Raw genomic sequence first — 25,508 nt, 5'->3', positions numbered from 1 at the left:
CGGTACAAGGGCAGGTTGACCGCCGCCCCCAGCAGCCAGGTCACGCTGCTGGCTTCGAGCATGTCCAGGAAGGAGCCGGCGTCGGTGCCGCCGGCGCCGGTCAGGATGAGCTGGGGGAAACGAATCTTGGCGCTCGCCTCCAGGGATGAGGTTGCCGCCTGCAAGCGCCAGCCGGCGGCGGTTACATCCGGTCGGCGACGCAGGAGATCGGAGCGCACGCCGACGGGCAAGAGCGCGGGCGGTGCAGGTTGCTCACCCGTGTCCGCCACGAGTGCCTCGATGCTGCCCGGCGTCCCACCTATGAGGGTCGCTAGGGCAAAGCGCTGACCGGCGATCTGGGCTTCGAGGGCCGGCAGACGGGCGCGCGATGACTCGAACTGCCCCTGGGCGCGCAGGGCGTCCAGTTCAGGGCTCAGGCCGCTCGCCGCGAGGTCGCGCGCCAGCGTGTATTGCTCTTCACTGATGCGCACGTTGGCGCGTTCCACCGCGAGTTGCGCCTGGAGGGCGCGTAGCTCCAGGTAGGCGGAGGCGATGGCGGAGGTGACCGTGAGTTGCACACCCCGCTGGTCCGCCAGGCTCGCCGCCCGGTTGCTCTCGGCCGCGGAGATCTGAGCCCCGAGGCGACCGAACAGATCCACCTCCCAGCTGAGGTTGGCGCCCAGGTCGTAGAACTCGTTGACGTCGTTGATGAGTCCCGCACCGTTGAGCTGCGAGGCGGCACCGGCGCCCTGGGAGCTCACCTCTGCCCGACGTGCGTTGACGGCGAAGTCCAGCTGCGGGCGGCGGCCGGATCGGGCGTTGCGCACGGCGGCGCCCGCTTGCTGCAGGCGCGCGGAGGCGATGGCGATGTCTTGGTTGGCCGCCAGCCCGGTCGCGATCAACTCGCTCAGGGTGTCGTCGCCGAACAGTCGCCACCAGTCGGTCGCCGGGAGGGCTTCACCCTGCGTCTGCGAGGCGATGGCGGACGGCGTTTGCCATCGATCCTCCGCCGCTGCCGACGGCAGGGTGCTGGCGGGTTCCTCGACCGGCAGGGAGGCGCAGCCGGCGAGGGCCAGCAACCCGAGCAGTGCGAGGCGATGAAGGCGGTTCATGCGGCACCTCCGAGGGGATCAGGCGTGTGGGGAAGGGGCTGCTGCGTATCGCTCGCCTCAGCTGCGGACTTGCGTGCCGCTCGCTCGGCCAGCAAGGCGTAGCAGGCCGGGGTGAAGCCGATCGATAGCATCAGGGAGAGGGCGACCCCGCCCGCGATGACCACCGCGAGGGGCGGCCAGAAGTTGCCCCCGCTCAGCAGGAGGGGGCCGAAGCCCGCCGTGGTGGTCAGGGAGGTGGCCACCAGGTGGCGCGTGCTGTGTACGACCTCGTCGACCATCGCCTCGTTCTCGCCCGCACGCGCCCTCGGGTTCGCCAGGATGGCGGCGAGCACGACGATGGACCCGTTGATCGCCACACCGATCAGGCCCGCGCTGCCGATGAGCGGATTGAAGCCGAGGGGATAGCCCGCCAGGTAGAGCGAGAGCATCCCCAGCCCCACCGACAGCAAGGCCACCGCTCCGATCACCGCGCCGAGCAGCAGGCTCGAGAAACTCAGGATGATCGTGGTGGCCATCGCCACGCCGAGTAGTGGAGCGTAGGCCGCCAGGGAGCCGACGGCTTCGGCCTGGGACTCACTCTCCCCTGCCACCTGCAGGCGGTAGCCCGGGGGCAGGGTGAAGCCTTGCTGATCGAGGCGTTCGAGGATCTCACGGGTCACTTCGATGGGCAGCACGCCTTCCGCCGTGTAGCCGTAGATGTTGTTGACGCGCTCGCCATTGCGGCGCGAGACCCCCGACTTCTCGGGCACGAGCGTCAGCTCGCCGAGGGCCGAGGTGGGAATCCACTCGCTTGCCGCATTCGAGGCACGATTCGATAGCAGGCGAAGGTCGGCGATCTCCTGCACGCTCCCGCGCACGGCATCGGCCATGCGCACGCGCACGGCGAGCGACTCCGTATCGCGCAGCACGCTGCCCCCGACACCACCATCGAGGCTCGCCTGCAGCTGCGCGGAGATGTCGTCGAGGGTGAGGCCGCTCAGGTGTGCTGCGTACTCGTTCACCTCCAGGCGTAGCTTCGGCTGTCCGCCTTCCACCGATGCGGAAGAGTGCAGTACGCCGGGCACATCGTGCATGACGCGCCGAACCTCCGCCCCATAGCGCGCGAGTTCATCGGGGCTGGGACCATACAGCTCGAAGGCCACGGGGGCATCGATCGGCGGTCCTTGCCCGAAGGCGCTCACCACGATGCGAGCATCGATGAACGTCTCGCTCAGCTTGCGCTGGAGGCGAGGAACCAGCGCGGCGGCATCGGCCACGCTGGCGGCGGTGATGATGCCGTGGGCGTAGGACGGCGTATCGTCCTGATTCTCCACCGCGTTGTAGTACACCACGGGGAAGCTGGCGCCGATCACCCAGTCGATCTGTGCGATGCCGGCTTCTTCGCGCATGCTTGCCTCGATGGCGCGCGTGCCCGCCAGGGTGGCGTTCACGGAGGTGTCCGGCGAGAACCACACCTCGATCTCGAACTGATCGCGGTCGGCACCGGGGAAGAACTGCAGGCCGAGCTGCGAGGCCGCGACGAAGCCGCCCAAGGCGATGCTCGCGGTGATCGCGATCGTTCGCCGTGGGGCCGTCAAGGCCGCACCGAGGAGCTTACGGTACGGCGCGCTCATCGGGCGCAGCTGCAGGCCAGCACGCCACCACGAGACCCCCTCGCCGGTCGGGGTGGTGCCGAGGTAGCGCGCCGCCAGCGCCGGGATCACGGATACGGAGAGGGCGAAGGACGCTGCCAGGGCGATAATCACGCTCACGGCGATCGGGCCCACGAAGTCGCCGATGTTGCCCTTGAGCAGGAAGATCGGCATGAAGCCCAGCACGGTGGTGAAGGTGGAGGTGAACAGCGGTGTCAGCAAGTGATTGACCGCTTCGGCGGCAGCGCGTGGGCGATCCCCGTGTTCGTAGAGGCGCCGCTGCACATCGTCGGTCACCACGATGGCGTTGTCGATGAGCAAACCGATGGCGATGAGCAAACCGAAGATGGTCATCTGGTGCAGCTGCAGGCCGGCGGTCGCGAGGCCGAACATGGCGATGGCAGAGCTCAGGGGGAGCGCCAGGCCCACGATGATGGCGGCGCGCCAGCCCATGAGCAGGAGCACGATCACCATGATCACGGCCGCCCCCATGAAGAGGTTGCTGGTGAGCATGGACAAGCGATCGTCGACGTACTCGCTCTGATCGAAGACCAGGTCGATCTCGAACTGGGTGCCTAGCTCGGAGCGGAAGGTGGCGATCGTCTCTCGCGCTTGTTCACCCCACAAGTCGATGCGCTCGGTGACCACGGGGCGCGCCGCCACCAGCACGGAGCGGTGCCCCTGGTAGAGGGCGATGTTGCGCTCCGGCGTGCGCCAACCCTGGGCGATCGTCGCCACCTCGCCAACGGTGAGCACGCCCGCGTTGCCGTCGTCGCGTAGGGGGATGCGGGCGATGCGCTCGACGCCGTCGAGCTCGCCGGCGAGTTCCAGGGCGAGTTCGCGTTGATCGCTGCGCAGGCGGCCGGCCGCGCTCTTGGCGTCCGCCTGATCGATCCGTTGGGCAACCTCCGCGACGCTGAGGCCCGAGGCGGCGATCGCCTGCGGGTCCACGAGTACCGTGATTTCCTCGTCCGGCGCCCCGTAGAAACGCACCAGTTCTGTGCCTGGGAGCAAGCGCAGGCGATCGGCCAGGCGTTGCGCCGTGCGACCGAGGATGCCGAGGTCTTCCGCCTCGGGGTGCCCCTGCGCCCAGCGTACGGCGACCACCACGCCGTAGCCGACGGCGCCGCGCTTGTCATCGAGTACGGGGGCGGTGGCTTGGGCGGGCAGCACGCTGGCCGCGTCGCGCAGCTTGGCGCGAATCTCCGCGAAGATGTCCTGATTGGTGCTGCGGGTGACGCTGTCATCGAGCTCGACGAGGATGCTCGAGACGTTCGCTCGGGAGGTGGAGGTGACGTCCTTGATCTCATCGATCTCATCGAGCAGGTCTTCGAGCGGTTCGGTGACCAGGGCTTCCACACGCTCCGCGGTAGCCCCCGGCAGCAGGGTGGAGATGCGGGCGAAGCGCTGGGTGATACGCGGATCTTCCAGGCGCGGCAGTTCGCCCAGGGCGGCAAGGCCGGCCATGCTGACGATCAACAGCGTCAGGCCGCGTAACAGGGGGTTGTTGTAGAAGCCCGCAGCGATACGACCGGCAACGGGCTCGCGCGCGGGGCGAGGGGCAGTGGTGGTCATCTCAGCGCTCCCCGGTAACGTCACCCGGCACCGCATCGGCGACGGCAGGCCCACTTGGCGCGACCCGCTGGCCTACCACCACGCGGTGGGTGCCGTCCACCACCAGCAGGTCCTCATCGCGAATGCCGCTGGTCACGAAGACGCGTTGCGCGTCGTGGTAAGCCACCTCAACGATTCGTTGGGTGACGCGGTACTCGGATGCGTTCCCGCCCTCCACCACGAGGGTGCTCCACAGGCCGCGCTCGCCTTCCGTAAGGGCGGCGAGGGGCAACCAATGGCCTTCGCGGGCACGGTATTCAGCGAGGGTGAGTTGCACCAGGTCGCCGGGGCGCAGGTCGAGGGTGTCGCCGCGCGGCAGATCGAACAGCACATCGACGGTGCGGGTGACCGCGTTGCGCACGGGGAGTACCGCGTGGACCGTGGCGTCGAGGGTGCCGGTCGGGCCCTCGAGTGATTCGTCATCGCCGGCGGTCAGCGCGCGGGCCAGCTCGCCGCTGACGCCGACGCGCGCCCGCAGGTGACCGGACTCTTCGAGCACGAGAATCGGCGCGCCGGCGGCGACCACGGCGCCTTCGTCTACGCGGCGTGCGGCGATCGTGCCGGCGAAGGGCGCGCGCAGGGCGCTCTTGTCCAAGTCGACGTCGATGCTGGCCAAGCGCGCCTCGGCGAGCGCGAGGGCGGCGGTCGCGCGGTCGCGCGCATCGCGGGCCTCGTCCACTTCCTGCCGCGAGACCCCGCGGTAGCCGAGGGCCTCGTCGACCCGCGCCAGGGTCGCTTCGGCCAGGCTCACCTGGGAACGTGCATCGAGCACAGCCGCTTCACGCTCGCGCCGAGCGGCGGCCAAGCGATCGGTATCGAGGCGCGCCAGCACCTCGCCGGCCGCCACCCGTGCGCCCTCTTCCACCTGCACGCTGCGCAGCAGCCCGCCTAGCTCGAAGCCCAGGGCGGCGGTCCGCGCGGCCTCGATCTGACCGGAGAAGATATGCTCGGCGGCGTATCCTGGGGCGGCCTCGGGCGAGGCCACCGGTACGCGCATCGGGCTGATCTCGCGGGCGCTCTGATCGGGCGTAGCTGGACCGCAGGCGGCCAGTGACAACAAGGTGGTCAGCGCGAGCAAGCTGCTCGACGCTGCACCGAAGGGTGATTTAACTCGCTGATATAGCTCGCTATTCATCGGATCTCTGGCCTCGGGGGAACTTGAGGGTAAGCCGGCATCTGGTATAAACTAGACCGTATAGTTTGAATATTAGATGCACAAAACTAGACTGTCCAGTATGGAAATAGAAAAACCTAAAGAAGCGCCGAGTAAGGCCAAGCCCGGACGGCCCAGGAGTGAGGAGAAGCGCACCGCTATCCTGCACGCGGGGGCGGGCCTGTTCTTCGACAAGGGTCTCGACCGCACCAGCATGGACGCGGTGGCCCAGCACGCGGGCGTCTCCAAGCAAACGGTCTACAGCCACTTCAGCTCGAAGGAAGACCTGCTCGAGGCCTGTATCCGCAGCAAGCTCGATAGCTACGAGCTTCAGGGCAGTCGGGCGCTCGAGCAGATTGGTGTGCGCGAGGGGTTGACCACCCTATGCCTGCGCTTCATCAGTTTGCTCTACGACGAGAACGTGCTGCGCATGAAGCGCACGGTGATGGGCAGCGCGACGGCGCACCCGGAAGTGGCCAAACTGTTCTTCGAAGCGGGTCCGCTCGCGACCCTCGACACCTTCAAGGCCTTCATTCACCACCACGTAGCGGCGGGGGCGTTGGTAGTGGACGACGTCCACGAAGCGGCGGACATGCTTTCCGGGATGCTCGCCAGCAACACCCACATGGGCAGTGTGCTCGGCGCCAGCGAGCCCCTGGATGAGCCTTCGCGCCGTCGGCGTGTCGAGTCTTGCGTAGCGATGTTCTTGAGTCGCTACGCCGCGCAGTAGGGCACGGTCGACGAGGCTGCTATTCCGTCGGCGCCGTGGGGCCTGGGGTAGGGCGCAGATACTGCCACGCCACGACCAGCGTGCTCGCCAAGGCCACGGTGCGCATCAGCGGATCGGCTGCCGCATAGTTGGTGCCGCCGATGATGAGCACGACGTTGGACAGCACGGCGACGCTCACCATGGCGAGGTGTGCAAACGGATGGAAGCCCCCATGCCAGTGGCGGCTCACGGCGAGGGCCAGGGCGCCCGTCAACAGTCCGCCGAAGGCCCCGCCGACCAGGTCGAGAGGCCAGTGCACGCCCACCCAGACCCGCGCGCAGGCTACGCACACGGCACCGATGATAATCGATAGGCGAGCCATCGGCTGGGTGACGAACCCGAGGGCGATGGCGGCTACGCTAAAGGTGGCAAACGTGTGTCCGGAGGGAAAGCTGCCGCGCTGATGTGCATCACCCACCAGGCGAAAGCTCTGGGGGTCCAGTACGGCGGGTGGTCGAGGTACGGCGAAGGCATCCTTAAGCACATTGATCACGATCGCCCCGAAGAGCACGGCAACCACCAACGCGATCAGCAGCTGCGGGTGGCGGCGCGCCGTCACCAAAGCCACTGCGACCAACACGGCGGTGTTGCCCACCTCGGTGAGGTTCGCCAACAACCAGTCCGGCGCCGGTCGCGCCAGGGCGTTGAAGGGGACAAAACCGATCTGGTGAGAGCCGTCGATGGCGAACAACCCGATCCCCAGCGCGGCGCACAGTGCGCTCAGCGTGAACAGCCAGGAAAAAGCGCCAGGCGCGATGGCATCCCCGCGTCGAGCGGCAGCGTGTGCAAGCGTTTCCCGCAATCGCATGGGCACTAGAGGTCGCGCAGCGTTATGCGCTCAGGGCAGGGCAGAGGGGGGATCGGACTTCTCCTCCTCCGGAGCATCAGGTGTGTCGGCGCCCTCGGCTTCGTCATCAGGGGGGCTTGACACGTCGGCGGGCGCATCGCTTTGCGATGGCTCCGGCGCTGCTTCGGGATCGATTAGCTCCCCGGCGGCCTGCGGCAGTGCCGGCGCTTGCGGTGGTGTTTCATCGGAAGGGCCATCGCCGGTGTCCTCCTCGGTTCGTGGTGGAGACGTGTCCTCCCCGCCCACGTCCAGCTCGAACTGTATACCCGACTCGATCGGGGCCTCTGCGCCGATAGGCGATGTCGGCTCAAGAGGTGTGGTGGGGGTTGCTTCGGGGGTATCTGCCGCCGCAGGGCGTGACGTCTCAGCACCACCTGACACCCGCGCCAGCACGACGGCGCCACTTTCAAAGAGGGTGTCCGCGGACAGCCCCTGTTCCTCCAGGAATGCGCTCAGGGTCGAGGGCTGGGTGAACACCACCTCACCCGGCAGGGGCGCGCGATGGGGCGTTACGGCGTTGCGATAGACGCTGAAGCTCGGGCGCCGGTAGCGGTAGGCGACGACGGTCTCGCCCTCCAGGGCGGCGGCCGCCTGACCCGCAGCGCGGATGTGGGTCTGTTCCAGGCGGGCGGCGGTGGGCGCGACGAACAGACCGATCAGCACCGCCTGCACCAACCCCAGGAGCAACATGCCGTGCCAGGGGTGAATGCGTCGCTCCATCGCGATGACCACGCTGAGCACGAGCGCCGTCAAGCTAGCAACGGCGTAAGGCCAACCCGCGGCCTCGCGGCCGATCTGAGCCGCCACTTCGGGGGCGACGCCGGGCAGGGGGGCGGACTCGAGGGCGATCGGCAGCAAGGACGGCACCAGGGCCAGGATCGCGAAGAACACGATCGCCGGCGTAAAGCACAGCCAGCGATTGGTGAAGTGCGCGTAGTAGCGCCCGAACAGGATGAAGAGCGGCGTCATGCCGTAGACGAGGTAATGCGGCAGCTGGGTGGCGGAGAGGGAGAAGACGATCAGAACCACGAAGAACCACAGCCACAGGTAGCGATCCAGCGGCGCGTTCATGATCCGCGGCAGGCGCGCAAAGCTGCTCAGGAACCAGCCGGCAAAGGGCATCAGCAGCAAGGGCGCGAGGGGCAGGTAGTACCAGTAGGCACCGCCGTGGCCCTCCCGGGTGGTCGCGTAGCGCGCCAGGTTGTGGTCGAGGAAGAAGCCGCGCAGAAACTCCCGCCCCTCCGGCGTGATGGTATTGGCGATGTACCAGGGGGCGGCGACGACCACGAAGGCCGCCCAACCGGCGGGCTGGCGTAACAGCGCCCACAGCACGCCGAGGCGGCCGGACCAGAGCATCCACGGCACGCCGACCAACACCGGCAGGCCGATCGCGATGGGTCCCTTGGTGAGGAACCCCAGCGCCATCCACAGGTAGACGCGCCAGCCGTGCTTGGGATCACGATGCTCGGCGAAGCGCCAGGCATCGAACATGGTCAGGGCGATGAACAGGTTGAGCAGCGCGTCCGCCGTTGCCCACTTGCCCACCAGGGAGACCATCAGGGCGGTCACGAAGCTGAAGGTGGCGATGCCGCCCTCGTCGCGGCCGAGGGTCTGCCGGGTGAAGCGGTAGAGCGCCAAGGCCCAGAGCAACGCGGCGAGGATGGACGGCAGGCGGAAGGCGAGCTCGGTGGTACCGAGCAGCTTCACTGAGAGCGCCTGCGCCCAGTAGATCAGAATCGGCTTGTCGTGGCGCGGCTCGCCGTCGAGGGTGGTGATCAGGTACTGGCCGCTCTCCAACATCTCCCGCGTGGCTTCGGCGAACGCCCCCTCGTCCTTGTCGAACAGCGGCGTGTCCCAGGCGCCGAGGGCGAAGACGACGCTGGCGATGACGATCAAGCCCCAGGGGTTGTAGAGGAAACGCATGGAGCTCATCCCTGGGCGCGCGCGGCCCGGTTGGAGGAAGTGTTGCGAGGGCCAGCCCACGCCGTGTGCGACTCGGCATCGTCTACGCGTACGCGATAGGCGGCGGCGGCGGTGGACTCGTAGTAGGTGCGGCTCAGCAACTCGCCGAGGATGCCCGTGGTGAGAAATTGCAGCGAGGCGATCACCAGCAGGATGCCCACGAACAGCAGGGGCCGCGAGCCGATGTCCTCGCCCAGCACGAACTTCACCACGCCGAGGTAGGCGAGGACGAGGCTGCCGAGGGCACCGAAGCTCAGGCCGATGCCGCCGAAGAAGTGGCCCGGCTTGGCGTGGTAGCGCAGGAAGAAGAACACCACGAGTAGATCGAGCACCACGCGGAAAGTACGCGAGAGACCGTATTTGGACACACCGTGCACGCGCGGGCGATGGTTGACGGGCGTTTGATCGATGCGCAGGGGCGAGGTTGCGGAGGCCACCCACACGGGGATGAACCGATGCATCTCGCCGTACAGGCGCACGCCCTTGATCACCTCGGCGCGGTAGACCTTGAGGCTGCAGCCGTAATCGGTGATGCGCACACCGGTCACGCGACCGATCAGCCAGTTGGCGATGCGCGAGGGCAGCTTGCGCATGAGCCAGGTATCCTGGCGATCGGCACGCCAGCCGCACAGCAGGTCGAGGTCTCGCCGCAGGAATTGGTCGACCATGCGCGGGATGTCTTGTGGGTCGTTCTGCAGGTCGCCGTCCAGGGTGGCGATGACCTCGCCGCGAGCGGCGTCGATGCCCGCTTGCATCGCCGCGGTCTGGCCGAAGTTCCGGCGCAGCACGCGAACCCTGACATGCTCACCGTAGCGGGCCGCTTCGCCTTGCAGTCGTTGCCGCGTCTGGTCCGTGCTGCCATCGTCCACCACCACCAACTCCCAGGGTGCGGGGTAGGCGGCCAACGCGCGGTGCACGTCGGCCATCATCGGCGCGACGTTGTCCTGCTCGTTGTACATGGGGATGACGATCGATAGGGAGGCGGCGAGTGGCTCGCCCGAACCGTCCGCCTCGCCAGCCGTGTCGGGGGCATCGATGCTCATGGGGCGTCAGCTTACCTGATCATCGTTGAAGGACGATGTCGGGCGCGGCAGCGCGAGGGCCACGGTGCCGAGGGCCAGGGCGGCGCCGAGGAGAAGCAGGTGGACGTTGACGGCCGCCAGGAGGGCGACGTCGTGATCGGCGCCCACGGCCACCAGCGCACCCACCATCGCCGCCTCGTAGGTGCCGCTGCCGGCGACGCCGTGCACGGGCAGCACGCTCGACAGTTCGCCGGCGGCCACCCCCACGGCAGCCGTGGGCGGTGTGAGCGCGGTGAACTGCAGCACCAGCCAGACGAAGGCGAGTCCCTTGCCGGCCCATGCGACCAGGGTGAGGAGCACGGCTCGGGCGTAGGCGGCCGTGCTCGCGGGCAGCGCGCTACCGATCGCGTGGATCAGTCGCTGCGCGCGGCCGCCGTCTTGCCGCCCGGGTAGCCGTCGCACCAACCAGGGCAGCGCGAGTAGGCCCCCGGCACTGGCGAAGGCCAAGGCGATGGCGAGCCCGCGAGCAAGGGGCGGTAGCGCACTTCCCGTCGCGACCACCAAGGCGGCCAGCAAGGTCAGGGCGGCGAGGTCCAGGACGCGCAGCCACAGGAGCGACAACCCCGTGTCGACGTAGCGCGCGCCGAAGTAGCGTTTCATCAGGAGGGGGAAGGCCGCTTCACCGGTGCGCATGGGCAACAGGTTGTTGAACAGGTTGTGCAGCAGGCTCAAGCGCAGCGTCGCCAGGGGCGCGTGGCCGACGATGGCACGACAGTAGTCGAAGAGGCGGGCGGCCCGCGCGAGGTAGGAGACGACTATGCCGACGAGCAGCACACCGTAGTCGACGGCGTGGAGGCCCATCCAGGGGGAGAGGAGCTGGGTCCACCCCACAGTTAGATGAACCCATAGGCCGAGCGCGGGCACACTCAGCATTGCGAGGCTCAGCGAGAGCAGCCTGCGCCAGCCCGGTCGTGGCATGAGCTCGCCGTCCACCGAGCGTTTAGGCCGCGGCCGCGTCGCGTTGGCGTTGGCGGAAGAAAAGGTAGAGGTTGTAGCTGTAGATCAACGACGGCATCAGGTTGGAGAGGATGCCCACGGAGTCGTTCTTACCCCAGACGAAGTAGGCCAGCAGCATGACGCTGCCCGCCACGCTCATCAGCCAGAAGGCCAGCGGCATGGTGGGCGCCTGGGCCTTGCGCGAGGCCAGCGCCTGCACCACCCAACGCAGGCCGAACAGGGCGACGCCGCCGTAGCCGATGATCTTCCACGGCGTGATCGACCAGGCGAGACCACCCAGGGTCACCTCGAAGAGCACTTGGCGCAGCGGGTCTGCGGGGGCGGGGGCGATCAGGGGGGTGGCGTCGGCCAAGGCCGTCGCCAACAACAACGATCCGGTCAGTAGCATAGGTGGTTCCAATCCCTCGAAGCTTCAGGGCGGATTATTCACGAGTTTGGTCACGAGGGCGCTGGTCGGCGCCTTGGGGGCGGGGGGAGCGGCTAGGGTCGGCGCTCGAGTTCTTCGGTCTGGGTTTTGCGATTTCGCAGGCCCAGCCAGGCGACGCCGACGATGTCGATCACCCCGGCCATGGCGCGGTCGAGGATGCCGTACTTCGATCGACCGCGCTCGCGCGGGCGGTGATTCACGGCCACGGAGAGTACGCGTTGGCCGCCCTGCTGCACCAGGGTAGGAAGGAATCGGTGCATGTGATCGAAGTAGGGCAGGGCGAGGTAAGCATCGCGGCGTAGTACCTTCAAGCCGCAGCCGCTGTCGGGCACTTCATCGCCGAGCACCAGGCGCCTGGCACCCTTGGCGATGCCCGAGGCACGCCGCCGCAGCCACGTGTCCCGGCGCTTGCGACGGTGGCCGATGGCCATGATCGCCTCGCCATCCTCGATCAAGGCCGCTATCAGGTGCGGGATGTCCTTAGGATCGTTCTGACCGTCGCCGTCCAGGGTGGCGACCCATTCGTGGCGCGCGGCGCGTACGCCGTTGAGCACGGAGGTGCTCTGCCCGGCTTGGCGCTCGTTGCGCAGCACGCGCAGGCTCGCGAAGCGCTCGGTGCAGGCGGCCAGCTCACGCAGGGATTCGTCGCGGCTGGCGTCGTCGACGTAGATGATCTCGTGGGGCAGGCCCGCCAGCGCCGCGTGAATTTCCTCGATCAGCGGGGTGATGTTGCCCGCTTCGTTGTGCACGGGCACCACCACCGAGAGCGCGGCGATGGCGCTCCCCGGCACGTCGGCAGGGTCAGCGGGCGTCGCGCTCGGGATTGGGTTGCTGCTGCTGGTCAGGGTCAAGGGGCTGGTAATCCTTCAGGACGGCTCGCAGGTGTGGCTTCTTGTCGTGCTTGCGCTGCTGAATCTGGATCGGCAGGTAGTCAAGGGACGGGGCCAGCCAGAAGGTGGTCGTGCGGCTGGAGCCGTCGCGTCGGTGTTCGAAGACGAGGGTCTCGACGGGGTCGCCCTCGGGGCCGTCGAGCGCTTCCTCTCCCACCAGGCGCGCATAGTAATCGCGCAGCTGGCCGCGTTCGAGCACGCGGAAGCGGTAGCCGCGGTCGGGATCCAGGGGGGCGGAGGCCAGCGTGAGCTTGCCGTCCGCGTCACGGGCTGCGCCGCTGTGCTCCAGGTCCAGCCCGATCGCGGGGATCAGCAGGGCACGATCGAGCACCTCCGGCGGCATCTCCATGGAGAAGGTGGCTTCGGCGTCGGTGCCTTCGGCGAGGGGGCCCTCGCTGGCCGCATCATCACCCTCGGGCCAGGTGAAGGTGACGTCCTTGGCGCGGTCCTTCATCGTGTCCAGGCCGGTCACGTGCAGGGGGCGCAAGCGGCCATCGCGCACTTCGAACAGGGCGTCCTCGAAGGTGGTGCCGCCGAAGAACAGCTTGCCGAGGCCTTTGGCCCGCAGTTCCGAGCGGTAGCGCCATACGGGGCCCTCGGCGTCGATGACGCCGGGTTCGGGGTGTTGTTCGACGTTCATCTTGCCGCGCAGGCCGAAGGCGCGCAGCTTGTACTCGGCGGTGTAGGCCACCGGTTCGGCCGCCATCGAAGCACTCGCCGCAGCGAGTATACTTGCGGCCGCCAGCAGCCAGCGCGCGCGTAGTCGCGTCGTGCGGGGCCGGGGAGCAGTCGTGGTGGCGGCGGTCCCGTAGCGACCGGGCCTGAAGTCTGCAGGCATGTGAGCATTCCTCCGAAACACTCGAGGCTCGCGCCAGCGCGCTACGCGCCTGGGCTCGGGCGAACCCGAAGTCTAAACCCTCTGGATACCCTCTTGTTGAGCACCGTAAACCCCAGCAGTTCCCCAGAATCGGACAAGACGCCGCAGTTGAGCGCCATGCTCTGGCTGCTCCTGCTGCTAGTGGCGATCGCCGCCTACCGTGCGTTCATCGTGCAAAGCACGGGGATGAACCTCTATCTGGACGAGGCCTATTACCTCGATTGGTCCCGCCACCTGGCCTTCGGCTACTACTCCAAGCCCCCGTTCGTCGCCTGGTCGATCGCCGCGTTCACCGGCGTGTGCGGCGAGGGGGAGCTCTGCGTGAAGCTGAGTGCCTTCCTCTGGTACGCCGTCGCCGCCCTCTTCGTCGCCCTGCTCGCCGTGCGACAGTTCGGTCGCGAACACGGCACCTTGAGTGGCATCGCCCTGTACACGTTGCCCGCCGTGGGCTTCCTCACCATGACCGTGTCCACCGATGCGCCCCTGCTGGCGTTCTGGGCCATCGGTCTGTGGCTGTTCGTCTGTGCCCTAGACGAGCAACCCGGCGCCTGGTTTGGCTTAGGGCTCGCCATGGGCTTGGGGATGTTGTCCAAGTACACGATGGTGTTGTTCCCCATCTCCATGTTTCTTTACCTGCTGCTGAGCGAGCATCGCGGCTGGCTGCGCATGCGCGGGCCCTGGCTGGCGCTCGGCGTGATGCTCCTCGTGCTCGCGCCCAACCTGTGGTGGAACTTCCAGCACGATTTCCCCAGCATCACGCACACGGCGGAGATGACCGAGTGGACGGGCGATCGCGATCGCTTCGGTGACCTGTTGGAATTCCTAGGCGGCCAGCTTGGCGTCTTCGGGCCCCTCGCGTTTCTCGTGTTGCTGGTGATGTGCTTCTCGCCGTCGGTCTGGCGCGACTCGCGCCAACGCATGTTGCTGCTCTTCACCCTGCCGCTGCTGCTGATGTACCTCGGGCAGGCGTGGCTCGGCGGGGCCAACGTGAACTGGGCGCTGGCGGCTTACGTGTCGGCGACGCCGCTCCTGGTGGTCTTCCTGCGCGAGCGCGGCCGAGTGGGTACGAGCTTGCTGATCGCCGCCCTGGTGCTGAATGTGGTGCTGAATCTGGTGCCCTACCACTTTCGTACGCTGGCGCCCCTGGTCGGCATCGAGCTGAACCGCCAGTGGGATCCCTGGTCGCGCATCCTCGGTTGGCGCGAGATGGGTGAGCAGGTACAGGCGCTTCGCGCCGACCACCCCGACGCCGCGCTACTCGGGGACGATCGCCTGGTGCTCTCGCAGATGACCTACTACGGGCGCACGCGGCAGAGCGAGTGGTCAGCGGTTGCGGCCTGGAATCCCGATGGCGGGGTGGCAAGCCAGTTCGAGCTGATGAACGACATCGCCGCGAGTGAGGCGTCCAGCTTCCTCTACGTCGGGCGCACGCCCCTCGAGGCCCTGGCGCCCGCCTTCGAGGTGGCCGAGCAGATCGGCACGGCACGCCACCAGGTGGTGGTGGATCGCACGCTGGAAGTGTTCGTCTACCGCTTGGAGGGCTTCCGTGGCTACGAGGCCGTCGCCCACCTGCCGCCGAGCGATGCGATGCCGGGCAGGACCGGCGCTGAGGCGCCGCGACCGTGAGTCAACGGATCTGGCAGGTGGGGGTGTTCTGCTTCGCCTTGATGACCCTCGCCATCGCGATCTGGCCGACTATCGACCTGAGCGTCGCTGGCTGGTTCTACGATCCGAACGGCGTGGAGGACACTCGCTTCTGGTCCAATGAGCGTGCGCCTATCGCCTGGATTTACCACGGCGTTCAGCGCGGCTCCCAGCTCTACGGGTTGGTGCTGTTGATCATGTTGCTGGTGAGCCTCGTGCCCGCCATGCGCTGGCTGCAGGCGCGCCGGGTGGTGATCGGATTTCTTCTCGCCGGCTTGCTGATCGGCCCCGGCCTGGTCGTGCACCAGTTCAAGAGTGATTGGCCGCGTCCGCGGCCCCGCGATAGCGAGCCCTTTCAGGGCGACTACGCCTTTCGGCGCTTGGGGGAACTCGCCGGCGAGTGCCAGCGTAACTGCTCCTTTCCGAGCGGCCATGCGGGTTTCGGTGCCTATCTCATGGCGCCCGCGTTTCTCGGAACCCGTCGGCGCTACCCATGGTTGCTGGCGGGGCTCGGCGGCGCACTGGGGGTCGGGTTTGCCCGGATGGCGGTCGGTGCTCACTGGTTGAGCGACGTGCTCTTTTCCTATTGGATCGTCGGTGCGAGCCTGTCGCTCACCTGGTTGCTCGTGCATCCCGACGGACGACGTTGGGCGGGAGAGCGCCTGTTCCGGCGTAAGCGCTGATTTTCGTTAGAGGGTTTGCCCGCTGCCGCCGAACGCCTCCGGCGTATCCACGTACTTCGGGAGGGCGTCGTCGATATCGACCATGCGCTCTTCGCAGAAGATGTGTATCGCCGGCGTGAACCAGTCGTGTCGGGCAAAGAGCGGGGGGAACAGGGCGTGTAGCCCGAGCGTGCCGCCACCGGGCACGTTGGCCACCCGCGTGCCGCACACCGCGCAGCTCAGGCGTACGGCTGCGCCGTCCCGGCCGCTGATCGTGAGGGAGGTCGTCTCGCCCTCGAGGGTCACGTCATCGGAGGAGAACAGGGCGAACGCCAGCATCGGCGCGGCCTGCGCCCGTTGGCATGACGTGCAGTGGCAGTACCCCTGCATGGTGGGCATCTCGGTGGCGCGAAAGGTGACGGCCCCGCAGGGGCACCGACCGGAGAGTTCCATGGTGGCTTTCCTCGTCTGGCGCTGCTCAGCTGGCGAACCCGTCTGTGGCCCGGACCAAGGCGTCCGTAATGCCGGGCTCGAAGGCCGAGTGACCGGCATCGTCGATGATCGTCAGGCTGGCCTCGGGCCAGGCCTGGGATAGATCCCAGGCGTTGCGAATCGGGCACACCACGTCGTAGCGGCCGTGCACGATCACCGCCGGGATGTGGCGAATGCGGTCGATCTGATCGAGGATCTGCGTCTCGCTCTCCATGAAGCCGCCGTTCACGAAGTAGTGCGATTCAATACGCGAGAAGGCCAGGGCGAAGTGGGCATCGCCGAAGGTCTCCTCCACGTTGGTTGCGGGTCGCAGGGCGCTCGTGGAGCCCTCCCAGATCGCCCAGGCGCGCGCCGCCTCGAGGGCGGCCGCCTCGTCATCGCCGGTGAGGCGGCGATGGAAGGCGCTGATCAGATCGTGGCGCTCCTCCTCGGGGATCACCGCTTCGTAGCGCGCGAACTGATCGGGATAGATCTCACTCGCGCCGTGCTGGTAGAACCACTCCAACTCGCTTCGGCGCAGCATGAAGATGCCTCGGAGCACCAGCTCGGTCACCCGTTGCGGATGCGCCTGGGCGTAGAGCAGGGACAAGGTGCTGCCCCAGGAGCCGCCGAACACCTGCCAGCGCTCGATGCTCAGGTGCTCGCGCAGGCGCTCGATGTCGGCGACGAGATCCCAACTCGTGTTCTCCTCCAGCACGGCGTGGGGATGGCTGCGCCCGCAGCCGCGCTGATCGAAGACGACGATGCGATAGCGAGCCGGATCGAAGAAGCGGCGAGGCCGCGTGTCGCCGCCGCCGCCGGGTCCACCGTGGAGAAATACCACCGGCTTACCCGCGGGATTGCCGCTCTGCTCGTAGTAGATGCGGTGTAGCTCACTGACCTGCAGGGTGCCGTGATCGAAGGGTTCGATAGCGGGGTAGAGCGTGCGGTGAGAGGAGGAATCCGGGGGCATGGTGAGCTCCAGCTGAGTCGATCCGCAGAGCGTACTGGCCTGCGGGCAGGGCGGCAAGGTGGTCTGGGTGCGTGGGGTGGTGAGATCGATCGCGGATCAGCTTCAAGGGTAACCTAATAAAAAAGATCGGTTTGTGGCTAAAGAGGTGCTCGCTGTTGCGGTGCTGGCGATCGATCCGTTGCGCCGGGGTGCAGGGTATTGGGCGCGGGCTTGGCCTCCGCTGGAGAGCGGCTAGGGGGTTTTACGGAGGAATTAAGTCGTCGGCTCGGGTTGTCCCTTTTGATGAACTTATTCGATTGGTACCTAATAATAAAAAGTCGTTAGGTAAAGTGCTGGAAATGATCGGTCTGGTGACGCGGTTCAAGGCCGCCCTGGGGTTGAAAGGCATAGCCTTGGGGCTCAGCGTGTCAAGTGCCCCAGATTATGAGTCCTCCCCGCAAATCCTCCAGCGCCCTGGCGCGCAGCAAAAGTCCTGCCCACGGGGGCGAAAGCGTCGCGGAAGGGCCGTTGGGCGGTGATCAGAGCCGCGGCGACGAAGATCACCGCTTTTTGGCGGGCGTCATCGAGGCCATGGAGGCCGCGACGTGGGAGTGGGATATCCCGCGTGACCGGGTTCGCATCAACGAGCGATGGGCCGGCTTGCTGGGTTATGTACCCGACGATCTCCAGCCGGTCACCGTCGAACGCTTTCGTGGTCTGATCCACCCGGACGACATCGCGGTGGTGGAGGAGGCGATCGCCGCGCATTTTCGGGGTGACCTCGCCACCTACGACTGCGAGATCCGCATGCGCCATCGCCAGGGCCACTGGGTGTGGCTGCAGACCCGTGGACGCGTCCTCACCTGGGGCGAGGACGGCGAGCCGTCGCGGATGTTCGGCGTGCACCTGCCGATCGGCACGCGCAAGCGCCACGAGGAGTACCTGCGTCGCAGCCAGGAGTTGCTGTCGATCACCGGGGCCGTGGCCGGCGTGGGCGGCTACGAATTGAATCTGCTCACCAACCAGCTCACCTGGACCGATCAGACCAAGCGTATTCACGGGGTCGGCCTCGACTACACCCCATCGGTGGAGACGGCGATCGACTTCTACGCCCCCGAGGCGCGGGCCACGATCAGCGCCGCCGTGGAGCGGGCCCTGGAGACCGGCGAGGGCTGGGATCTGGAACTGCCCCTGATTCGCGCCGACGGCGAGCGTATCTGGGTGCGCGCCCAAGCCACCACCGAGGCCCGCGACGGCGAGGTGATCCGTGTCTACGGCGCCTTCCAGGACGTCACCGAGCGACGTCAACTGACCCAGGCCTTGGCTGAGAACAACGATCTGCTCAACGTCACCCTGGAGTCGATCGGCGATGCGGTGATCACTACCGACCCCAGCGGGCAGGTCACCTGGATGAATCCCGTCGCCGAACGGCTCACGGGCACCACCGTCGGCGAGATGGTCGGGCGCTCCGTCTACGAGGTGTGCTACCTGGTGGACGAGAAGGCTCGCGAGCCCGTGGCGGATCTGGTCATGCCCTGCATCGCTGGGCGGAAGGTGATGACCCTCGAACGCGATGCGATTCTGCTCTCGCGCGACGGCAGCGAGTACGCCGTGGAGAGCAAGGCAGCGCCGATCGTCAATGGCGATGGCGCAGTGCTTGGCGCGGTCATGGTGCTCTACGACGTGACGGAACGCCGTCGCCTCGACAGCGAGATGCGTTATCGCGCGCGCCACGATTCCCTCACCGGATTGCTCAACCGCAGCGAACTCGAGCTCACCTTGGAAGCGGTGCACGAGAACGCGCGCTCCGCCGGCTCCCAGCATGCGCTCCTGTTCATCGATCTCGATCAGTTCAAGATCGTCAACGACACCTGCGGCCACTCCGTGGGTGATGAGCTGCTGGTACGCGTGGTGGGCCTCTTCACCAAGGGCGTGCGCGCCTCCGACACGGTGGCCCGCCTGGGGGGCGATGAGTTTGCGATTATCCTGCACGACTGCCCACCGGAAGAGGCGGAGCGGCTCGCCAACGCCATCTGCCAACGGGTACGTGAGTTCCGCTTCGACTGCGGCGAGCACCGCTTTCGGGTGAGCGTGAGCATCGGCCTGGTGGCGATCCACGGCGAGTGGTCTCACCCGGCGGCGATCATGCAGGCGGCCGACACCGCCTGCTACGCTGCCAAGGACGCCGGCCGCGATCGCGTTCGGCGCTACCACGACAGCGATACGGAGATCCGTTCCCAGCAAACGCGCACGCGCTGGGCCCTGCGTATCGAGGAATCCCTGGAGCGCGATCGCTTCGTGCTGCACGGGCAACGCATCGTGCGCCTCGGTGCCAACGATCCCGTCGATCGCATCGAACTGCTCATCCGGATGCGCGAGGACGATGGCGAGTTGATCATGCCCGGCGCGTTCATGCCGGCCGCCGAGCGTTTCCGCCTGATGATGCGCATCGACCAGTGGGTGCTGGGCGAGGCGCTGGCGCTGTTGAGCGCTCAGGCGAGCGACGCCACCACGGAGCTCTACGTGAACCTCTCGGGGCAGTCCCTGGGGGATAGGGACTTCCACGACAACGCAATGGCTGCCCTCGGTGCCGTGCCCCTGAGCGTGCGCCAGCGCCTGATCCTGGAGGTGACGGAAACGGCGGTCATCGCCAACCTGTGCGATGCCCGGGGGTTCCTCGAGTCAGTGCGCCAGGCGGGCGTGCGCGTGGCCCTCGATGACTTTGGCGCCGGCATGTCGTCCTACGGCTACTTGCGTTCCTTGAGCTTCGATTACCTGAAGATCGATGGCCAGCTGGTGGCGAGTATGCTCGACGACCCGCTGAGCCTCGCCGTGGTGCGTTCCTTCGTCGACATCGCGAGCGTGCTGGACCTGCAGGTGGTGGCCGAACACGTGCAGAACGATGAGATCGTCGCCGAGCTGACCCGCTTGGGCGTGGACATGGCGCAGGGCTTCCACCTGCACCGCCCGGAGCCGATCGCGGGCCTCCTGGCGGCACCGCCAGCCGCAGAGCGATCCTCCGGCGTCGCGTAGGCGGCGCATTCGGCACGTAGAACCTCACACAGTTGGCGACCTAGGCTCCCTCGGCTATCTTGGTCGGGTGGCGCGTGTGCGCCTGTCCGTCTGCCAACCCCGAGCGAGGAGCGCCCCGATGAGTTCGATACCGCCAGACATCATCTTGAGCAACACGGAATTCGTGCCCGGTAAGGAGATCGTGGAGTTCTACGGCGTGGTGTCCGGCAACACGGTGCGGGCCAAGAACATCGGCCGAGACATCCTGGCGGGGTTCAAGAACATCGTCGGCGGCGAGCTCGCCGGCTACACCGAGCTGCTGCAAGAAGCGCGCGAAGAGGCCACCGCGCGGATGATCGAGCAGGCGCGCTCGGTCGGGGCCAACGCGGTCATCAACGTGCGCTTCGCCACCAGCTCCATCGCCCAGGGCGCCTCGGAGCTGTTCGCCTACGGCACCGCCGTGCAGGTGCGCTAGCGGTGTCCGCTGCCGCTTGGGAATTGCTGTTCACCTTCGGCTTTCCCCTCACCCTGCTGGTGCTCGCCTACCTCGTGGGCAGCACGATCGAGCGCCGTCACTTCGCCCGCCTGGCGGAGCGCGAGAAGGCGCTGGTCGGTTTTCCCGTGGTCAACTTCGCCACCCTGCCGCCGGGCTGGGAGGTGACCCGTAGCGATCTCAAGAGCGCCAGCATCGTGGTCTCCCTGGACTACTTCAAGCGCGTCATCGCCGGGCTTCGCGCCATCGTCGGCGGTCGGGTGAAGACCTACGAACCGCTGCTGGACCGCGCCCGCCGTGAAGCCGTGCTGCGCATGGTGGAGCAGGCTCGCGACGCCGGATTCGACGCGGTGATCAACGTGCGCTTGCAGACCTCGCGCCTGGTGAGCACGTCGGGCAACGGCGAGCAGACCGCGGGCGTGGAAGTGCTCGCCTTCGGCACCGCCATCCAACGCCGTTAGCCTGACCATGCAGCACGTCCCCCGGCAACCGGACGTCGAGGTCAACGTCAGCAAGACCCATCCCCTGGTGGAAGCGGGCACGCTCGCCGTGGGGCTGTCGCTGTTGTTTCTCCTCGGGACGCTCGGGTTGCTCTTCGCCGTTGACCTGGCGGTGACCTTCGTCTCGCCGGCGGTGGAGGCGCGCCTGTTCTCGTCTTGGAAACCTCACGACGCCAAGGCGCTGGATGAGGAAGAAGATCCTCGCCTGGAAACCGTTCGCGCGATCACCGCGCGCCTGGCCAAGCAATGGCCCGAAGCCCCCTACGACTTCCAGGTGGGTGTGCTGGAGATGGAGGCGCCGAACGCACTCGCGGCCCCGGGCGGCCACATCTTCGTGACCACGGGCCTGCTGGATGAGGTGACCTCCGAGAACGAGCTAGCGTTCGTGTTGGGTCACGAGATCGGGCACTTCAGCAATCGCGATCACCTGCGCGTGCTGGGGCGGGTGCTGGTGCTGCAGTTGGCGATCGCCGCCATGGGCAACGGGTCGGGCGGATTGGGGTGGAGTATCGCCACCCTCACCGATCGCGGTTTCGGCCGACGCCAGGAGCAGCGGGCGGACGCGTTCGGCCTCGAACTCGTGCATGGCGCCTACGGGCACGTCACCGATGCGACGCGGTTCTTCGAGCGGATCCGCGAGCGCGATGGAGAAGGGGGGCTATTGGACAAGTACGCGGCCACCCACCCGCTGCCCCAGCGGCGCATCGAGGCGCTCGTGGCGCTCGCCGATGCGGCGGGTTACGCCCGTGATCGTGAGGTCATCGCCTTGCCGTGGCTCGGGACTGGCGAGGACGATTAGCGATGGCGAAGGGGCAGCGTGAGGGCCTCCAGCGCCTGCTCACGCGTCACCGCCAGGCGAGCGCAGAGCCACGTGCAAAGCACCTCCAGTTGGGCAGCGGCCAGGGCGCGCGCCTCGAGCGGCTCGCGCGAGCGCGCCTCGATCAACTGCGATAGGCGATCGGTGAGCAAGCGCAGGGGACGGTCGCGGAACAGGGCGCGGGCGAGGTGGCGCTGGGCGTCGAAGTGCTCCACCACGAAGGTCAGCCGTTGGTGGTCTGGCGCGCCGACGGCCGCGTCAGCCAGGGCTTCGAAGAGCCAGGTGATGCTGTGGGTGAGCACCTCGTCCTTATTGCGGTAGTGTTCGTAGAAGGTGGAGCGGCCGATACCGGCGCCCTCGACGATGTCCGCAACCCGAATGTCATCGTAGGGCCGCGAGAGCACGAGATCGCGAAAGGCGCTGAAGATCGCCTGCTCTGTGCGGCGCACGCGGCGGTCGGCACTGTCTCGCTCGCTATCGCTCATCGGTGCAGGCTACGACGATCCGCCGAGGCGCTCCAGCGCTCGCCGCGCTTTTTCCGGACACTCCGCGCTGCATGTCCGCTATCGGACATCGGTCCAGGATTGGTGCTCGCGGCCAACCGCGCGAGTCTCCAGCATGGAGCCCTTCGCTGAACGAGGAGCCTTCACCATGTCCAATTCACAGCTGCCCAACCCGCGATCGGCAGCAATCACCCTGTTCGCCCTCGCCCTGCTCACGCTCTTCGCCATGCTCCATCATCCGACGATCGGCGCCCACGGCATCGAGGAGGCGCTGTCGGAGATCCAGCGCGAGCGCAGTCTTAACGGCTTGATCCATGGGGTGATGATCCTGTTCGTGCTGCTGTACCAGTGGTGCTTCTCCGTGCTGAGCGCGTGGTTGGGCGTGTTGCGTAGCATGGTGGCCCTGGCCCAGCTGGCGACGCACCTGGGCGTGGTGGCCTTCGTGGGCGCCGCGCTCGTGTCCGGGTTCGCGGTGCCGGAGTTCGCGGCGCGGGTGGAGCCGAGCGCCGAAGGCGTGCGCACAGTGCTGCTCGGGCTCCACGCGGCCAACCAGGCGATGGCCAAGCTCGGCACCGTCGCCTTCGGCGTGGCGATCCTCCTATGGGGGAGCGCCATGGTGAGGATGGCGGCGGTCGACGCGATGACACGCGCGGTCGGTGCGATCGGGATCCTATCGGGCGCCGCCATGGCCCTCGGCTTGGTCGCGGGCGTCTGGTCCCTCGACGTCGCTGGCATGACCCTGGTGGTGGTCATCCTGGGTGCGTGGGGCTGCGCGGCGGGGGCGTGGCTGTGGCGCCAACCGTGGCAAGCGTCGGCCGATGGCTGATGGGCAGGCGCTGAGTGCGCCTCTTCGACGCATCCACGTGATCGGCAGCAGCAATGCCGGCAAGAGCACGCTCGGGGCTGAGCTCTCCGAGGCTCTGGACATGCCCCTCGTCGAGCTCGACGCGCTCAATTGGCTACCGGGCTGGATAGGGTTGAACGCCACCGACCCGGCAGCCTTCGAACAACGCATCGCAGCGGCGGTGGCGGGAGAACGCTGGGTGGTAGCCGGGTCCTACACCCAGTTCAGCCAACGGATGTTCTGGGATCGCCTGGATACGGTGGTGTGGCTGGACCTGCCGATGCCTCAGCTCATCTGGCGCATGCTGCGCCGGTCCTGGCGCCGCTGGCGCACGGGCGAACTGCTGTGGGGCACTTGCCGGGAGCAGTTCTGGCCCCAGCTCATGGTATGGCGCGGTGAGCAGTCGCTCCTGTGGTGGATCGTCACCCAACACGGCCGTAAGCGCCGGCAGATGTTGAGCTTCATGGCCGATCCACGTTGGGCGCACATCCGCTTTGTGCAACTTCGCTCGGGTCGAGAGATCACGCGGTGGGTGCGCGAGGTGGCACCGTCGCCGTCGCCTTGAAGAAGGTGTAGCAGAACACACCGTCCGGTTCGGCCGTGCGCCGCAGGGCGCGCACCCCAGCATCGAAGCGTTCCTCCTCGATCAGAGCGGCGGCGAGGGCGCGGTCGCGCACCGCCGCCACCATGGCCGTGAAGGTGTTGCGGGTGAAGCTCTCCGCCAGCGCGGGGTTGTCACCATCGACGTAGACCAGGCGGGGCGACACCGTTATCGCCTGCAGACCGGCCCGATGCAGGAGCGGGTACAGCTGGCGGCCGAGCGTGGCGTCGCCGCCGGCTCGCGCCTGCAGGGTCACCTGGCACTCGATGGCGGCACGCGCATCGGCATCGTCCGGGTGGAACTGGGCTGAGCCGTGGTCGCCCTCGATCACCGTGATCGTGGCGCCGGGTTTCAGCACCTTCGACAGGACACGCAGAGCACCGATTGGATCGGATAGGTGTTCGAGGACGAAGCAGACGAACGCGTGGTCGAAGGTGTCCTCGGCGTGGGGCAGGGCGAAGATGTCGCCGGTATCGAAGGTCACGTTGGGCAATCCCGCGTCCGCCGCCCAAGCGCGGGCCACGCCCACGGAGCGCTCGTCGACGTCGAGGGCCGTGATGCGGATGCCCGGATGGCGGGAGATCAGCTGGGCGGTTTGGGCGCCCACGCCACAGCCGATCTCCAGTACGTGGCTGCCGGGGGCAAAGGTGGGGTCGCTCGGCGGGTGGAGCAGGGCGGCGAGGGCGCCGGCCTGGTCGCGCAGCCGGGCGTGCGCCTGGGCGTCGTAGCCGTGTACGTAGTCGCTGGCCATAGGGCTCTCCTTCGCGGGCCTGGTGGCGTGAAAGCGCGTACTTCAGCAGACCCTCGCGGAGGGTGTCTTGGACGAAAGTTGCAGGTGAGGGAGCTAGTGTCCTGTCCCGCGAGTTCTTAAACGAACTTGCGGGACAGGACACTAGGTAGTCGCGGCGGCAGCGGCGGCGTAGGCACCGGGGGTGAGGCCGAAGCGGCGTGCGAAGGCGCGGTTCAGATGGCTCTGATCGGTGAAGCCGCAGGCCTGTGCGGTATCGATGAGGGGCATGCCATCGCGGATCAGTCGGCGCGCCAGGTGCACACGACACTGCACGAGGTAAGCGTGGGGCGTGAGGCCGGTCGCGGCGCGCACGCCCCGAATCAGCTGGTAGCGACTGAGGTCCGCCTCGCTGGCGAGCTCAGCTAGGGTGATCGGCGCACCGGGTGCGTCGCGCATGAGGGTCAACGCTCGGGTGATGCCGGCGGAGGCCTTAGCGCTAGGTGTTGCGCGCGGCGGGTCGGCGCGTCGACTGGCATCGCCGAGCACGGTGATCAGCAGCGATTCGAGTGCGTCGGGTGTTGGCGCCGCGGCGGTGTGCGTCAGCAGCTGACGGCATTGCCCAAAGAGCTGCGTTGAGCGCACCACGGGCGAGCGAAACTCGTAGTCCCCGCCCGCACCCTCTGTGCGATCTAGGGTGATGTCGCCGACGACAGCAGGATCCAGGTAGAGCATGTGCCAGGCGCGTGCTTGCGACCCCAGGGAGGCGCCATCGTGTACCTCGCCCGGGTGCACGGTGATCACATCGCCCTGCTGCGCCTCCACCACGCCGGCGCAACTGGCGGAGCGTTGGGCGCCCTCGGTCACGATGCCGATTCCGAATTGCTCATGGGTGTGGCGATCGAAGCGCCGCGCGCTGCGCGCACGGACCGTTTCGAGGCCAAGCTCGGGAAGGCGACGAACGCGGAACTCGTGCACGGGG

Annotated in this window: 24 protein-coding genes; 9 read left to right on the top strand and 15 right to left on the bottom strand. The window is 67.5% G+C overall.

The annotated features are described in order from the left end of the window. From AAF184_16050 to AAF184_16040, 3 genes are all read right to left on the bottom strand, one after another. A partial coding sequence (locus AAF184_16050) for an efflux transporter outer membrane subunit (protein ID MEO0423852.1) occupies positions 1 to 1,091 on the bottom strand: 1,091 nt, incomplete at its 3' end. Further along, positions 1,088 to 4,297 (bottom strand): efflux RND transporter permease subunit, encoded by a 3,210-nt coding sequence (locus tag AAF184_16045; protein ID MEO0423851.1) that lies wholly within the window; start codon positions 4,295 to 4,297, stop codon positions 1,088 to 1,090. The genes AAF184_16045 and AAF184_16050, both read right to left, overlap by 4 nt. Before the next feature lies 1 nt (position 4,298). Further along, entirely contained in the window at positions 4,299 to 5,471 is a 1,173-nt protein-coding gene (locus tag AAF184_16040) for an efflux RND transporter periplasmic adaptor subunit (protein ID MEO0423850.1), read from the bottom strand. A 100-nt stretch (positions 5,472 to 5,571) separates the two neighbouring features. On the opposite strand from AAF184_16040, the gene AAF184_16035 reads away from it, so the two are divergent. Continuing rightward, a complete protein-coding gene (locus AAF184_16035; GenBank protein ID MEO0423849.1) occupies positions 5,572 to 6,219 on the top strand; it encodes a TetR/AcrR family transcriptional regulator in 648 nt (215 codons plus the stop codon). A gap of 19 nt (positions 6,220 to 6,238) precedes the next feature. On the opposite strand, the gene AAF184_16030 is transcribed toward AAF184_16035, so the two are convergent. From AAF184_16030 to AAF184_16000, 7 genes are all read right to left on the bottom strand, one after another. Then, positions 6,239 to 7,066, bottom strand: coding sequence for a phosphatase PAP2 family protein (locus tag AAF184_16030; GenBank protein ID MEO0423848.1), 828 nt, complete (start codon positions 7,064 to 7,066; stop codon positions 6,239 to 6,241). A 30-nt stretch (positions 7,067 to 7,096) separates the two neighbouring features. Next, complete coding sequence (locus AAF184_16025) at positions 7,097 to 9,028, bottom strand: glycosyltransferase family 39 protein (protein ID MEO0423847.1); 1,932 nt, start codon at positions 9,026 to 9,028, stop codon at positions 7,097 to 7,099. Positions 9,029 to 9,033: 5 nt separating this feature from the next. Next, positions 9,034 to 10,110 carry a glycosyltransferase family 2 protein gene (locus AAF184_16020; GenBank protein ID MEO0423846.1) on the bottom strand — a complete coding sequence of 359 codons (1,077 nt, stop codon included), beginning with the start codon at positions 10,108 to 10,110 and terminating at the stop codon, positions 9,034 to 9,036. Between the two features lie 6 nt (positions 10,111 to 10,116). Further along, entirely contained in the window at positions 10,117 to 11,022 is a 906-nt protein-coding gene (locus AAF184_16015; protein MEO0423845.1) for a lysylphosphatidylglycerol synthase domain-containing protein, read from the bottom strand. 67 nt (positions 11,023 to 11,089) lie between these two features. Continuing rightward, complete coding sequence (locus AAF184_16010; GenBank protein MEO0423844.1) at positions 11,090 to 11,494, bottom strand: lipid-A-disaccharide synthase N-terminal domain-containing protein; 405 nt, start codon at positions 11,492 to 11,494, stop codon at positions 11,090 to 11,092. Positions 11,495 to 11,586: 92 nt separating this feature from the next. After that, entirely contained in the window at positions 11,587 to 12,384 is a 798-nt protein-coding gene (locus AAF184_16005; protein ID MEO0423843.1) for a glycosyltransferase family 2 protein, read from the bottom strand. Beyond that, complete coding sequence (locus AAF184_16000; GenBank protein MEO0423842.1) at positions 12,335 to 13,261, bottom strand: DUF3108 domain-containing protein; 927 nt, start codon at positions 13,259 to 13,261, stop codon at positions 12,335 to 12,337. The genes AAF184_16005 and AAF184_16000 overlap by 50 nt, the downstream gene beginning before the upstream one ends. Before the next feature lie 96 nt (positions 13,262 to 13,357). Between AAF184_16000 and AAF184_15995 the strand changes: the two genes are divergently transcribed. Then, a complete protein-coding gene (locus AAF184_15995; protein MEO0423841.1) occupies positions 13,358 to 14,926 on the top strand; it encodes a glycosyltransferase family 39 protein in 1,569 nt (522 codons plus the stop codon). Further along, positions 14,923 to 15,627 carry a phosphatase PAP2 family protein gene (locus AAF184_15990; protein ID MEO0423840.1) on the top strand — a complete coding sequence of 235 codons (705 nt, stop codon included), beginning with the start codon at positions 14,923 to 14,925 and terminating at the stop codon, positions 15,625 to 15,627. The genes AAF184_15995 and AAF184_15990 overlap by 4 nt, the downstream gene beginning before the upstream one ends. A 6-nt stretch (positions 15,628 to 15,633) precedes the next feature. Here the strand turns inward: AAF184_15990 and AAF184_15985 are convergent, their stop codons facing one another. Together AAF184_15985 and pip are read right to left on the bottom strand one after the other, a co-directional pair. Next, entirely contained in the window at positions 15,634 to 16,059 is a 426-nt protein-coding gene (locus AAF184_15985) for a GFA family protein (GenBank protein MEO0423839.1), read from the bottom strand. Between the two features lie 25 nt (positions 16,060 to 16,084). Further along, on the bottom strand, positions 16,085 to 17,050 hold the full coding sequence (pip, locus tag AAF184_15980) for a prolyl aminopeptidase (protein MEO0423838.1): 966 nt from the start codon (positions 17,048 to 17,050) through the stop codon (positions 16,085 to 16,087). A gap of 507 nt (positions 17,051 to 17,557) precedes the next feature. On the opposite strand from pip, the gene AAF184_15975 reads away from it, so the two are divergent. From AAF184_15975 to AAF184_15960, 4 genes are all read left to right on the top strand, one after another. Continuing rightward, positions 17,558 to 20,062: an EAL domain-containing protein gene (locus AAF184_15975; GenBank protein MEO0423837.1), complete on the top strand. Its 2,505-nt coding sequence runs from the start codon at positions 17,558 to 17,560 to the stop codon at positions 20,060 to 20,062. A 118-nt stretch (positions 20,063 to 20,180) separates the two neighbouring features. Further along, positions 20,181 to 20,516: a YbjQ family protein gene (locus AAF184_15970; GenBank protein MEO0423836.1), complete on the top strand. Its 336-nt coding sequence runs from the start codon at positions 20,181 to 20,183 to the stop codon at positions 20,514 to 20,516. Positions 20,517 to 20,518: 2 nt separating this feature from the next. After that, positions 20,519 to 20,995: a heavy metal-binding domain-containing protein gene (locus tag AAF184_15965; GenBank protein MEO0423835.1), complete on the top strand. Its 477-nt coding sequence runs from the start codon at positions 20,519 to 20,521 to the stop codon at positions 20,993 to 20,995. Between the two features lie 7 nt (positions 20,996 to 21,002). Beyond that, positions 21,003 to 21,833, top strand: coding sequence for a M48 family metallopeptidase (locus AAF184_15960; protein ID MEO0423834.1), 831 nt, complete (start codon positions 21,003 to 21,005; stop codon positions 21,831 to 21,833). On the opposite strand, the gene AAF184_15955 is transcribed toward AAF184_15960, so the two are convergent. Further along, the gene (locus AAF184_15955; protein ID MEO0423833.1) at positions 21,830 to 22,336 is read right to left on the bottom strand and encodes a helix-turn-helix domain-containing protein; all 507 of its coding nucleotides are present in this window, start codon (positions 22,334 to 22,336) and stop codon (positions 21,830 to 21,832) included. The two genes, AAF184_15960 and AAF184_15955, sit on opposite strands and share 4 nt — an antisense overlap. Before the next feature lie 166 nt (positions 22,337 to 22,502). Between AAF184_15955 and AAF184_15950 the strand changes: the two genes are divergently transcribed. Beyond that, on the top strand, positions 22,503 to 23,180 hold the full coding sequence (locus AAF184_15950) for a hypothetical protein (GenBank protein MEO0423832.1): 678 nt from the start codon (positions 22,503 to 22,505) through the stop codon (positions 23,178 to 23,180). Next, complete coding sequence (locus AAF184_15945; GenBank protein ID MEO0423831.1) at positions 23,173 to 23,763, top strand: adenylate kinase; 591 nt, start codon at positions 23,173 to 23,175, stop codon at positions 23,761 to 23,763. The genes AAF184_15950 and AAF184_15945 overlap by 8 nt, the downstream gene beginning before the upstream one ends. On the opposite strand, the gene AAF184_15940 is transcribed toward AAF184_15945, so the two are convergent. Together AAF184_15940 and AAF184_15935 are read right to left on the bottom strand one after the other, a co-directional pair. Further along, positions 23,720 to 24,550, bottom strand: a complete 831-nt coding sequence (locus AAF184_15940; GenBank protein ID MEO0423830.1) for a methyltransferase domain-containing protein — start codon at positions 24,548 to 24,550, stop codon at positions 23,720 to 23,722. The genes AAF184_15945 and AAF184_15940 overlap by 44 nt on opposite strands. A 141-nt stretch (positions 24,551 to 24,691) precedes the next feature. Then, a complete protein-coding gene (locus AAF184_15935) occupies positions 24,692 to 25,504 on the bottom strand; it encodes an AraC family transcriptional regulator (GenBank protein ID MEO0423829.1) in 813 nt (270 codons plus the stop codon). Positions 25,505 to 25,508: the final 4 nt, after the last annotated feature.

Source organism: Pseudomonadota bacterium (genome assembly GCA_039815145.1).
Taxonomy (GTDB): Bacteria; Pseudomonadota; Gammaproteobacteria; order Steroidobacterales; family JBCBZW01; genus JBCBZW01.
This window is presented reverse-complemented; position numbering and strand designations above follow the sequence as displayed.